Genomic DNA, 14,180 nt, shown 5'->3' with positions numbered 1-14,180 from the left:
AATTTTAATGCAAGACAAAAACAACTCTACAAAGATAATCTGACGTAAGAGTAGGTAGTCAACATAGCATAGTGCATAACTTTTGGCCACAACAATTTCCACAATCTGCTAGTCAGGATCAGATTGGCAGAAAAACAAGGCAAAGAAAAAGAACCAAACAGTTTATTAACCGCTTGATTCTATTTAATCTTTATTAACTGTATTTGCTAAAGAGTCAGAAATTTGCTAATTAATTATTTTTAAATTGCTAAAAATTGGCTTTTTTAATATAACGATTCTTACCAACAATATAGTATAACTTATGATTAATTTTAATAGCTCCACCATATGTTGTTAGCGTATATTTCTTTTTCAATACCTTGCGGCCCAAACGTTTAGCTTTTTTAGTGTAGATGTAAGCATTATGCTTTAATTTACGGTTAACTCCAGTTATATTAACTGCTTTGACAAAGTCATTATTGCCCAAATCATAGTACTTTTTGCCTTGAATTAGCTTAGTACTATAAGTTTTGACCGTTTCGCCAGCAAAATACTCACCCGTTTTGCGGACGCCATTTGCATCATAAACGTATGAATTATGGAAGACAGTTCTTGTAACAGGACTTAAACCAGTATCATTTTTAGTGTAAATGTAAGTAACGTCTTGATTTTGATCACTGTAAAAGCCAGTAGCATTATCAGGCCTGGTCTTTAGCGTATAGCCTGCAATTTCTACAGGAGAGGTAATATAGCCATCGCTGACATTACCCTGTAATACCGTATCGGGTGCAAGTTTATTGCCGCTTTCATCTTGATAATGAACAATCACATTTGCGGCTTTGACTGGGGTTGAAGCGGCTGGAATAGAAGGGACGGATACAGGAACAGCGGAATAAACAAACTTGACACTTTGCGGCTGATCAGTGAAAAAGCCACTGGCGTTAGCGGGAATTTCCTTGATAATATATCCTGGAATTGTTTTAGGTCTCAATTTATAGCTGTTACCGATTTTACCATTTAAACCTGTTTCATCCGCAATAGACTTGCCGTCAATATCTAAATAAAAAGCCTTAATAGCTGCACCCGGACGGATATACGTATCACCAATTCCTTGGGACGCTAAATCATTGGAATTCAATTTCTGATTTGCTTGTGGTGCGTCTTCAGTGCCATTGCCAACATTAACCCATGTTCCTGGAGTATCAAGATATGACTCATTAATATGGGTACTTTTACCCAGTTTAAGGGTATTCAATTTAGTAAGTCCATCTAACATATAACCCTTGTCAATACCGGGATCTATGACGAAACTGCTGAGATTAAGTTCTTTTAAATTACTACAACCATTAAACATTCCCATCATATCGTTCACTTTAGAAGTGTCAAACGATGACAAGTCTAACTTGGTTAAGCTGAAGCAATCTTCAAAAACTCTTATCATGTTGGTAACATTACTAGTATTAAATTTGCTAAGGTCTAGAGCAGTTAAACTGGAGCAACCATCGAACATGAATTTCATACTGTTTACATTAGCTATTGTGAATTTAGGTGAAAACTTAATGCTCTGCAAATTTTTACAACCTTGAAACATACCTTCTACATATTGTGTGTTGGTGGTATCAAAGCCGGACAAATCCAGGTCAGTCAATTTACCGCAATCCGCAAACATATAAAGCATATTAGTAACTTTGGGAGTCTGTAAATTACCAATGCCGTCTATGCTGGTTAAATTTTCACAATTTGCAAACATGTACCTCATGTCAATGGTATCAGATGTATCAAGATTTTTTAGACCGGTAATTTTAGTTAAATTAGGTAAGCCCCTGAACAATTCTGCAGCCGAATTAACTTTTAATTGACCAGTAAACTTCACTTCCTGAATATCATCCTTGTTAATGCCATTAATGTAGGCCATAGATCCGGGTTGAGTAACACTGCCGCCGGGAACAGTAACTGCGTGGTTACTATAAGTGACGTTGAGGTTTCCCCACTTAAAAGTATCAGGACTTGGAGTAGGGGTTGAATCTTGAGCTTGAGGCGATTCTGGAGTGTAAACTTTTGGTTGATCGTTTGTGGTAGATTTAGGGAACGCAACTTTATTGTTAGCATAATTTTTACCAGCAACAGTTTGCTTGGTAAGGGATGAAGGCACTGTCTCATCGGCTTTAACTGTTTTAGGGGTCATGGCTAATAAGCTTAAGGTGGCAGCAGCAATGCTAAAGTACATTAATGAAGTTTCTGCTTGCTTAGAATTCTTTTTCTTCCTCATGTTACTATTCCTTCTTCAACAATAAAATAAATGTATACATGATTAATATTTAGCTTATAATTTATTAAAGGTATTATACATCCTTTTAGTTTATTAACATAATTTATACACTTTTATTTGAAAAGAACAAATAGTTAATTTGATTAATAAATTGCCAAGCTGGCTTGCTTACACTAGGAGTTATTATTCCAAGCAAAAAGAAATCCGATTAGCAGTGACACCTACTAATTGGGTTTCTTTATTTATGAAAAGTATTTTTTATTATCTAAAGTTAGCTTTCTTAACAAATTGGTTCTTGCCAATGATATAGTACCACTTGTTGTGCATCTTGACTGCACCACCGTAAGTTCTAACTTTCCTATTCTTCTTTAAAACTTTACGTCCAAAGCGCTTAACTTTATTATTCTTCTTAGTGTAAATGTAAGCATTATGCTTTAATTTACGGTTAATACCTGTAACGTTGTTGGCCTTGACGAAGCGATCGTTACCTAAGTCATAGAACTTCTTGCCGTTAATATACTTAGTGCCATAAGTAGTAATGGAATCACCAACATAAAATTCACCACTTACACGTACACCATTTTGGTTAAAGATGTAAGCATTGTGAGTAACAACTCTCTTAACGCCCTTCTTGACGTTAGTGTTTGGCTTAGTTGTAGTATTGTTGTTGGATGGAGTAACTGGCGTACTTGGAATAGAAGGGGCAACTGGTATGCTTGGATTGCTTGGTGTAGTTGGCATACTTGGAGTAGATGGAGTAGCTGGTGTATTGTTGTTATCTACTGGTTTTGTAGCCGTGTATTCACCTACATAATCAGTAACATCATTTTTACCGTCAAATTTCTGCATAAGTTCTACTGAACTTAACTTCTTATTTTTACTGTCCTTTAAAAGCCAGCTAGTTTTTCCATTATATAGACTCTCTTCTACTGAACCAGGGAGTCCTGAATTGTTAATGATATTGTTTGCACCAAGTTTAATATCATTTAAGCTATCCATACCTGATAACATATCTTGATCAATGGTATATGTTTGATGAGATGGCTTTGTAGTACCTTTATTATCATCGGTATTGTTAGTGTCAGAAACGTTATCTTTAATGGTTTCATTATTTTCAAGCATCTTAAAACTACTAATGTCTAGGGATGTCAAAGCCTTATCACCCTTAAACATTTCCCACATCTTAGTAACTTTTTCGGTGTTGAATTTTTCCAAGCCATCAATTTTGGTTAAACTTGAATCATCACTAAACATATAAGACATGTCTTCTACTGAATCTGTCTTAAAGTTGGATACATCTAAAGTACTTAATGCTTCATCGCCAAAGAACATACCCATCATGTCAGTTACGTTAGAAGTGTTAAAGTTTGACAGGTCTATTGAAGTTAATTTAGGATCATTGGCAAACATTTCTTTCATGCTAGTAACTTCTTTTGTATTAAGGTTGTTTAATCCCTCAATTTTCTTCAAGTTTGGTAAATTAGCAAATAATAAACTGGCATCTCCTTCGAAAATAACAGGACCGTCAATGTTAATGGTTTCAATTTCATCTGTGTTAACATCATCAATATTCCAAGCTATTCGGGCGGGATTGATAGGTGGTTCTTGATCACCTGCATAATGATTGTTAAATTTATTTTCTTTACCTAGTCTAATAGTAAAAGTCTTAGTCTTTTCGTCATAACTATAAATGCCCTTAGTCCAACTTGAAGCCCATAGCATGTGTGAATCATTTTCGCCAGCGTTATCACCGGAATTAACTTCAGGAGTCTTAGAAGTTTGCTCTCCCTGTGCTTCGGCAGCCTTAGCTGCAACAGGACTAACTGCAATTACGCTTAACGCAGCAACTGCCATACTAGTGAATAAAATCTTTTTACCTTTATGATAAAAATTGTTATGCATATTAACACTCTTCCTCCATTAAATTTTTATTACATTGTAATTTATTATATACACATATCTCATACAAATAAATATCATAAAATGTGTTTTTATACAGTTTTAGAAATTTTTTGGTACAAGTAAATAAAGTAAAAATGTAAATTTATAAATTAAGAGTGTCAAAAAAGAATAGGGTATAATTAAAGTCTGAGTCCGTTTTTCTGCCCTTGAACTATATGCCAATTAAGCTAGCAAATGGGGCCTAGTTCTAAAAGATTTCATTATCTAGACTGCTGCTTTTACCTATCCTGATTTCAGTTAAATTTTGCTTGTTTTTCCTGCTGTTAATGGCCAACATTTTACTATTATTTTCATTATTAAAAATAATTTGATTAAATTATGAAAGCCTTTAAGTACTAAATATTATCTGATCATTTTCTTTTTTGAAGTCTTACCTGATGTAATGTAGCTACCTCCCTATATAGTTAGTAATACTTTTACTTAGGGTGATTTCATTAACATTTTTTATTCATAATCTTGTTAATAAAAAGCTTCGAAAAGTTAACGTGTTTTACGGAGTATCTTCATTGATGCGTTGCTAGCGCTAGTTGCTTTTTTATTAAAAAAAGCATGACACCCCAACTATCTTGTTAGGATGTCATGCCTAGTCTTACTTCTAAATTAAACTATCAAAAGTAGTGTAAGAATATTTTAGCTATACCTAATTTCTAAAAGTTAGCTTTCTTTACATATTGGTTTTTACCTACAATGTAGTACCACTTGTTGTGCATCTTGACTGCACCACCATAAGTTCTAACTTTCTTATTCTTCTTTAAAACTTTACGTCCAAGACGCTTAATTTTCTTATTCTTCTTTAAAACTTTACGTCCAAGGCGCTTAACTTTATTATTCTTCTTAGTGTAAATATAAGCGTTGTGCTTCAATTTACGGATAACACCGGAAACGTTGTTTACTTTAATGTAGCGGTTATTACCTAAATCATAAAACTTCTTACCTTTAATGACTATAACGCCATAAGTTTTAACCTTTTTGCCGACAAAGTATTCTTCAAGTCTGCGCTTGCCATTCCGGTCATATATGTAAGAATTGTGATGCACAGTTCTGATAACTGCAGTTTGAGAATTATGTTGAACCGGTACCTTGATAACATCTGGTTTATCCGAGCTAACAGGATTAACAGAGATAATTGGGTTACTTGGGTTAACCGAGATAATAGGATAAACAGGGTAAATTGGGTTGCTAGAACCATCATTACCGGGGTTATTATTGCCAGATCCGTTATTGTCAGAACCATTACTGTTAGAACCATTACTGCCAGACCCGTTACTGTCGGAATCGTTGCTGTCTGAGACGTTACTATCGGAGTCGTTGGTGTCAGATCCATTACTACCGGATCCGTTACTGTCGGAACTATTAGAACCTGACCCGTTACTACCAGATCCGTTACTGTCAGAACCATTGGAGCCGGAGTCGTTACTATCAGATCCGTTACTGTTGGAGTCGTTGCTGTCGGAACTATTGCTGCCAGATCCATTGCTGTCAGAATCATTGCTGCTGGAGTCGTTACTGTCTGAGTTGTTGCTACTTGATTCGTTACTGTCAGAACCATTGGAGCCGGAGTCGTTACTATCAGATCCATTACTACCGGATCCGTTACTACCAGATCCGTTACTATCGGATCCATTGCTGTCGGAGTCATTACTGTCGGAACTATTGGAGTCGGATCCGTTGCTGCCGGATCCGTTACTGCCAGAGTCGTTTTTATCGGAGTCGTTGGTGTCAGATCCATTACTACCGGATCCATTACTACCGGATCCATTGCTGTCGGAATCATTACTGCCTGAGTCGTTGCTGTCGGAGTCGTTACTGTCAGAACCGTTGCTGCCTGAGTCGTTGGAGCCGGAATCATTACTATCGGAGCTATTGCTACCGGAGTTGTTGCTGCCTGAACCATTACTGCTTGAGCCGTTGCTGTCAGAGCTATTGCTATCGGAGCCATTGCTACCGGAACCATTACTGCTTGAGCCGTTGCTGCCTGAGTCGTTGCTGTCAGAGCTATTGCTACCAGAAACGTTGCTGCCTGAGTCGTTGCTGCCTGAGTCGTTACTATCAGAATCATTGCTGTCGGAGTCGTTGCTGTCGGATCCGTTACTATCAGAGCTATTGCTGTCGGAATCGTTACTACCAGAATCATTAGAGCCGGACCCGTTGATACCTAAGTCGTTACTGTCGGAGTCGTTACTGCTGGAGTCGTTGCTGTCGGACCCGTTACTGTCTGAGTTGTTGCTACTTGATTCGTTACTACCAGATCCGTTACTATCGGAGTCGTTTTTATCGGAGTCGTTGGTATCAGAGCCATTACTACCGGAATCGTTACTGTCAGAACCATTGCTATCGGAACCATTGGAGCCAGAACCATTACTTTCAGAGCTATTGCTGTCGGAGTTGTTAGTGCCGGAGTTGTTGGTATCAGATCCATTACTACCTGACCCATTGCTGTCAGATCCATTACTACCGGATCCGTTGCTATCGGATTCGTTACTGCCAGAACCATTACTGCCAGATCCGTTACTATTGGACCCGTTACTATCTGAATCGTTGGAGCCAGAATCATTACTGCTGGATCCGTTGCTATCAGATCCATTACTACCGGAACCGTTACTACTGGAGCTATTGCTACCGGAGTCGTTACTATCTGAGTCGTTGCTACCTAAGTCATTGCTGCCAGATCCGTTACTATCGGACCCATTGGAGCCGGAGTCGTTGGTATCAGATCCATTACTGCCAGAGCCATTGGAGCCTGACCCGTTACTATCGGATTCATTGCTGCCAGATCCGTTACTATCGGACCCATTGGAGCCGGAGTCGTTACTATCGGAGTCGTTGCTACTGGACCCGTTACTGTCGGAACTATTGGAGCCGGAGTCGTTGGTATCAGATCCATTGCTGTCAGAACCATTGCTATTGGAGTCATTGCTACCAGAGCCGTTGCTGCTGGAACCGTTACTATCGGATCCATTGCTGTCAGAACCATTGCTGTCGGAATCATTACTGCCGGAGTCGTTGCTATCAGAGTCGTTGCTGTCAGATCCGTTACTACCGGAACCATTGGAGCTAGATCCGTTACTGTCGGATTCGTTGCTGTCGGATCCGTTGCTACCGGAATCGTTACTACCTGAGCCATTGCTGCCAGAGCTATTGCCGTCGGAACCATTGGAGCCGGAGTCGTTACTGTCGGATTCGTTGCTGCCTGAGTCGTTGCTACCTGAGCCATTGCTGCTGGAACCATTGGACCCAGACCCGTTACTGTCGGAGCTATTGCTGTCGGAACCATTAGAGCTGGAATCGTTACTACCAGAACCATTAGAGCCAGAACCGTTGCTGTCGGATCCATTACTGTCTGAACCGTTGCTACCTGAGCCATTGCTGCTGGAACCATTGGACCCAGACCCGTTACTGTCGGAGCTATTGCTGTCGGAACCATTACTGCCAGAGTCGTTGGAGCCGGAATCGTTACTATCAGAGCTATTGCTACCGGAGTCGTTGCTGTCGGAACCATTGGAGCCAGAGCCGTTACTGTCGGATCCATTGGAGCCGGAGTCGTTGGTACCAGAACCATTGGAACCTGACCCATTACTGTCAGATCCATTACTACCGGATCCGTTACTATCGGATTCGTTGGAGTCGGATCCGTTACTACCAGATCCGTTACTATCGGATCCATTGCTGTCAGAGCTATTGCTATCAGAGCCATTACTACCGGAACCATTGGAGCCAGATCCATTGCTGCCAGACCCGTTACTATCGGAGTCGTTGCTGTCGGATCCATTAGAGCCAGATCCGTTACTATCGGAACCAGATCCATTACTGCCGGAACCGTTGCTATCGGATCCATTGCTGTCAGAACCGTTACTACCGGAGTCGTTACTACCAGTGCCATTGCCATCAGTTGTATCTTTATTCTTAGTATACGTAAAATAGAATTCTGGTATAGTACCCTGATCTTTTTCCAGCTTAGTAGGAAGGTTGTCAGATTGACAAGTATAGCCAGCTATGTTCTTTGGTGTTAATTTACTAAAGTCATTATCAGCTACATATGCATAACCAATTGGTGTAATATCATTCTTACTATCATCATAGTAATGCACTATAACGTTATAGCGAATAAATTCCTCTTCAGTTAATTTTTTATAATTAAATACTATATTATGTATAGTCCACGGTAATTCTGGTAAACCTGAGCTCAATGGATAACTGTTTTGAGGATTATTTTCTGTTCCATTACCCACATTGATCCATTTATTGGGATAGGTATTATCAATTAGATTTGAACCTTCTAGCTTATTTTTACTACTGATACCTATAGCGCATAAACTTGGCAAGTCTACAAGCATGTTTATAGTCTTATTCTTATCCTTATTCTCCAAGTCCTGCGAGTCAACAGGGACATTTTTCATATCAAAATTACTGATATCAAGCTTTTGTAATGCTTTACAGCTCTGAAACATGGAAGTCATATTAGTAACTTTTGCAGTATTGAAGCTGGATAGATCGAGATCAATTAGTTCTCCACAAAAAGAAAACATGTTTGACATATCAGTAACGTCAGAAGTATCTAGCTTATCAAGTCCTTTTATTGACGTTAATTGATTGAGACCATTAAAAAGGCCATGGGCGGATCCGTAAATTTTAACATTTCCATTAAACCTGATTTCTTTAACGTCAGTTGTGATGTTAACGTCATCTGCAATGTGAAAGCCAAGGTCTAATTTACCATCTTCATTATGAATGGCACCATCAAAAATAGTTAATATCCCTTGTTTCTTATCAAAAGTTATTTTTAAACCATTCCAAGTTGATTGAGTAGGAACTTTTTCATCTTGAGTACTAGGGGAGTTAGTACTTTTTGAAGTTATAGTAGTTGTGGCAGAATCTGAGCTATTTCCTGATGTGGGTGTAGCAGAACTTGTGTCATCACCAAAATTATTTGAAGCAGTACTAGTGATATTGTTATTTGAATCATGATATGGACTACCCGTGTCAGATATAGTATCTGCTTTGGCAGAGTCAGGATTAATTGCGATTAAGCTTAAAACAGTAGCCGCGACACTGGTAAATAAGAATTTCTTATTAGTTTGATTTACACTCTTTCGTTTATACATTTTACCCTCCAAGGTATACATACACTTATTAAAAATACATGCCATTAAATATACAGGTAAAGTTTGGGAAAAGCAAAGTAGTTTATACTAATAATCTTATAAATTTTTTAATAAATAAATTTTTGTATAAAAAAGTTATTGTGAAATATCATTTTTTTAACATATTTATTTATACATGAATATCTAATATATATAAAAAAAGTCTCTCGATTACTAAAATCAGAGAGACGTTTACGAATATTTTGTTTTTTGTTATTTATTAGAAGTTGGCTTTTTTAAAATACTGATTTTTGCCTGAAATGTATTATGACCTGTAATATTGTTATGATAGGGCATCTACAGATCTCAATCATACAACCTTTAGGTTTTTTCCCATAGCGTTTACATTTTATAGCGTAAATATAAGTGTTATGTTTTAGTTTAGCCTACGGCTACTACCAGAAACTTTATTAGTTTTGACAAACATATCATTACCCAAGTCATAGTATTCTTAACTTTGAATATAGGTCTTACCATAGCTGTAATACTTGCATCACTATAATATTAGCCGGCTTTATGGCTACCTTTGTGATCATAAAGATGTAAATTATGATAAATAGCAATTTAGAACATTCTTTATTAATTAAAACTTAGCTAGTCTTTTTTGCGACCAAACCAGGCTGCACCTAAGGCAGTTGCTAAAGCTAAACTGCCTAGAGCCAGCATTGCCAAACTGCTATGCTTGTCGTTACCAGTTTGCGGCAAGGGATCAGTTAAACTATCATCTGAGGTGGTTCGTGCAGTTGAAGTAGGGCCATTGTAATCTAGACTATTTGCTAGTTGCTGGTCACGAATTGCATTTTTACCTTTGATATTAAATCCCTTATTAAAAGTTTTATGAGGTTTAACAGTCTTGGGTTTGCGATTCACAAGTGATGGAATGTTATTTGGTTCATTGTTAGGCAAGTTGCTGCCATTATTTTGACCATTACTGCCAGAACTGGAATTGTTGTTAGAATTGCCAGTGTTACTGCCTTGACTATTGGATCCTTGGCTATTAGAAGACGAAGGATTATTGACTGAGCCATTATTTCCAGAAGAACTGTTAGTGTTATTTGGAACTGAAGTATTAGGATTGCTGTTGCCGGAACTGTTGCTGCTGGAGCCATTGCTGCCAGATCCGTTACTACCGGAGCCATTGCTGCCAGAGCCATTGCTGTCAGAACCGTTGCTGCCAGAGCCATTGCTGCCAGAGCCATTGCTGTCAGAACCATTGCTGCCAGAGCCGTTGCTATCGGAACCATTGCTGTCAGAACCATTGCTGCCAGAGCCATTACTATCAGAGCCATTGCTGCCAGAGCCATTACTATCAGAGCCGTTGCTATCGGAACCATTGCTGTCAGAACCGTTGCTGTTAGAGCCATTACTAGTCCCAGTACTACTCTTTTCGTATCCAAAGGTAACAGTTTGAGGATCATTAGTAAACTTTAGTTTACTCAACGCATCTTCATATTTATCTGTGGTATATTTGTTGCCATTAATTTCAACGTAAGCAAGTTTGTAGGTAGGCAACTTTCTGGCTGTGATTGGAATAACCACATCATTACCAGCAGTACCGAATTGATAATCGTTTGGCGAGAGTTTGGCTGTTTTATCATCTCCCAATTGATAATTAATGGTAATACTGCAAGGATTTGGAATTTTATTGATATTAACGTACACATCATAATCCTTACTGCCATCATAATTTTTCATTAAATCAGCACCAGTCCAAGAATGAACTCTAGGCTGAAGACCACCGTTGTCTTTATTAACTCCCATGTTAACCCAGACATCTTCTTCTTTGCCATCATGATTGTTGCCTAAACCACCGTCCCAAAAATTATTGACTATATTCAAATCATTTCTTCTGCCTAGTATAAGCACTTCAAGAGATGGAAGATCACTAAGCATATCACCAATAGTTGATGCTGAAATTTTCATATCAAAACTACTAAGGTCAAGTTTTGCTAGTTTATCACAGCCTTGAAACATGTCAGTATAGTCAGAAACTGTTCTGGTATTAAAGTTGTATAGGTCCAAACTGATTAAATTTGAACATTGCCAGAACATTTTTAACATATCAGTAACAGCTGCCGTGTTGAAATTAGTGACATCTAAACTTGGTAAAGACTCACAATATGCAAACATATTCGTCATATCTTTTACTTTGGCAGTATTAAAATGACTAACATCTATTGCAGTTAATTTAATACATTCATCAAACATGTAACTCATATCACGTACGTTTGAAGTATCAAAATGACTGACATCAACACTAGTTAATGAATGACAATCTTCAAACATGTGATTCATGTCAATAACGTTAGAGGTATTGAAAAGAGAAAGATTAAGATTTATACTTTCTAAATTTTTATCGTTATTAAACATCCAGCTCATATCACGGACATTTTTAGTATCAAAATTGCTTAAGTCTAAAGTAGTTAAGTTACCACAGCCACTAAACATTCTTTCCATACCAGCACGAGATAGTTCTTCAGAAACATTTCCGACATTTGCAGTATCAAATTTAGACAAATCAAGTGAAGTTACTTGTGAGCAGCCATCAAACATTTCTGTCATGTCTGTGACTTTGCTAGTATCGAATCTGGATATTAATTTGTTTATACTATCAGTAGTAATTACGATATCGCCAGAAAACATGTCACTCATGTTAGTAACATTTGCGGTAGTAAAGTTATCAGAGGCAGTAATCTTTGTCAATTTGCTACAACCTCCGAACATATTCGCCATATTAGTTACTTTAGCAGTATTAAACTTTGATAAGTCTAACTCAGTTATGTACTCACAACCGCTAAACATTCCCTTCATATTTTGAACATTGTCGGTAACAAAGGTAGTCGGCAGATTTAATTTAAGCAAATTAACACAAGCACCAAACATATATGACATATCTGTCACTTTTGACGTATCAAAGCTTGATACGTCTAACGTAAGAAAACTTTGACAATTATAAAACATATATGCCATGTTTTCAACATTAGAAGTATTGAATTTGGTTACGTCAATTGACCAAACTTGACTACAGTTATCAAACATGTATGACATGTCTGTTACTTTATCTGTTTTAAAAGTAGCTGGGAATGCAAAACTATGAAGTCCCACACAGCTTTCAAACATATGCGTCATGTTAGTAACATTTGAGGTATCAAAGTGGGATAAATCTAACTTAGTTAAAGACTCGTCACTAGCGAACATATATGACATGTCTGTCACTTTATCTGTTTTAAAAGTAGTTGAACTAGATAAATCGATATTTTTTAGTTTTTTATCTTTACTAAACATGTTTTCCATGCTGGTAACTTCAGAAGTATCAAGGTTATCTAGACCTTTGATAGTTTCTAAATTCTCAAGGCTAGTAAACAGATCCGCTGCAGAGCCAATAATTTTGAGTTTGCCAGTGATATCAATTTCTTTAATATCAGCAGCTAACGTTTGATTTTGACTATTTAGGTTGTAGTACAAGCTGATAGTATGATTATCACTGTTATCAATTGTACCACCACTAATTTTTAATATATCACCTTCATCGTCGAAACTGATGTCTAATCCTTGCCATTTACTTGGAAAGCTTGCCCTAGTGGCTTTAGCAGGGTCAAATTGTGTAGAGCCCGCTTCGTGCTTATCAGTTTTTGTATTGTCTGTGGTGCTTGGATCGCTGGTATTACCTGTGATTGCATCTTGACTACTGCCACTTGCTGTACTGCTATTAGCACCAGCTTGTTCCTGTCCACTTTCAGGTTTGCTGCTTGCTGTTCCTACATTAGCCTCACTGCCAGCAGTTTGACTGCTGCTGGTTTGGTTAGTAGGGCCGTCAGTAGCTGTTTCACCTTCAGTTTCTGAAGCAGTTTCACTTTGATAGTTTAATTTAGTCTTGACCGCTCTTCTCGCAGTCTTCTTGGTGGCACGAGTGCCATTTTGATTAGCTGCTTTCACCGTCTGGGGCTTGGCATTAATTAAGCCTAAAGCAGCAGCGGCCACGCCACCGAGCAATATTTTTTCTCCTTGCTTGTTAGCATTCTTATGTGTATTCATATAATTCCTCTTCTAAACAGCATGTTAATATAAGTTTAGTATATTGCTGAGCTTAGTAAAAGTCAAACTAAGCTAAGCTAGAGCAAAAAACGCCCAATATTTAATAATATAGAACGTTTTTTACTTATTATAATTTAACTAGTCTTTCTTACGGTTAAGCCAAGCAGCTCCTAGGGCAGTTGCTAAGGCTAAGCTGCCTAAGGCCAGCATGGCTAAACTATTGTGCTTTTCTGTACCAGTTTGTGGCAATACATCAGTTCTGCTGTCCTGACCCATCATGCCTTTTTGTGGGTTATTGGTGTTAGCAGCTTTATTTAATTTGCCACTTGCTGCTGTCAAATTAGTTTGACGATCAGCTTTATGCTTCTCTCTAAATCCTTTATTAGCATTCTGATAGTGCTTAACAGTTTTAGAATTATTCTGCCTATCCATGCGGTGTTTTTTATGTGACTTCTTAGTAGACTTCTTCTTTGACTTATTGTTAGTCACATTGCTGCCGCTACTATTGTTTGATCCTGAACCATTGGAACTATTGGAGCCATTTGAAGTGATAGAGCCATTGGAGCTATTAGAATCACTAGAGTTATTTGAACTATTAGAAGTGGTTGATCCACCAGGAGTAGTTGATCCACCAGGAGTGGTTGATCCACCAGGAGTAGTTGATCCACCAGAAGGTGTTGATCCACCAGAAGAGCTTGATCCATCAGAAGTGGCTGATCCACCAGGAGTGTTTGATCCATCAGAAGGTGTTGATCCATCAGAAGGTGTTGATCCATCAGAAGGTGTTGATCCAT

At 37.9% G+C, this 14,180-nt stretch carries 6 protein-coding genes; 1 reads left to right on the top strand and 5 read right to left on the bottom strand.

Annotated elements, in window-relative coordinates:
* Positions 1-247 precede the first annotated feature (247 nt).
* The 5 genes from Q0R51_RS02355 to Q0R51_RS02335 form a co-directional block, all read right to left on the bottom strand.
* A complete protein-coding gene (locus Q0R51_RS02355) occupies positions 248-2,248 on the bottom strand; it encodes a BspA family leucine-rich repeat surface protein (protein WP_294756413.1) in 2,001 nt (666 codons plus the stop codon).
* A 261-nt stretch (positions 2,249-2,509) separates the two neighbouring features.
* A complete protein-coding gene (locus tag Q0R51_RS02350) occupies positions 2,510-4,150 on the bottom strand; it encodes an SLAP domain-containing protein (RefSeq protein WP_294756412.1) in 1,641 nt (546 codons plus the stop codon).
* Positions 4,151-4,857: 707 nt separating this feature from the next.
* A complete protein-coding gene (locus Q0R51_RS02345; protein ID WP_294756411.1) occupies positions 4,858-9,312 on the bottom strand; it encodes an SLAP domain-containing protein in 4,455 nt (1,484 codons plus the stop codon).
* Positions 9,313-9,945: 633 nt separating this feature from the next.
* Positions 9,946-13,386, bottom strand: coding sequence for a BspA family leucine-rich repeat surface protein (locus Q0R51_RS02340; RefSeq protein WP_294756410.1), 3,441 nt, complete (start codon positions 13,384-13,386; stop codon positions 9,946-9,948).
* 138 nt (positions 13,387-13,524) lie between these two features.
* Positions 13,525-13,875, bottom strand: a complete 351-nt coding sequence (locus Q0R51_RS02335; RefSeq protein ID WP_294756409.1) for an LPXTG cell wall anchor domain-containing protein — start codon at positions 13,873-13,875, stop codon at positions 13,525-13,527.
* Between the two features lie 58 nt (positions 13,876-13,933).
* On the opposite strand from Q0R51_RS02335, the gene Q0R51_RS02330 reads away from it, so the two are divergent.
* A partial coding sequence (locus Q0R51_RS02330) for a hypothetical protein (protein ID WP_294756407.1) occupies positions 13,934-14,180 on the top strand: 247 nt, incomplete at its 3' end.

Source organism: uncultured Lactobacillus sp. (assembly GCF_946477725.1).
Taxonomy (GTDB): Bacteria; Bacillota; Bacilli; order Lactobacillales; family Lactobacillaceae; genus Lactobacillus.
This window is presented reverse-complemented; position numbering and strand designations above follow the sequence as displayed.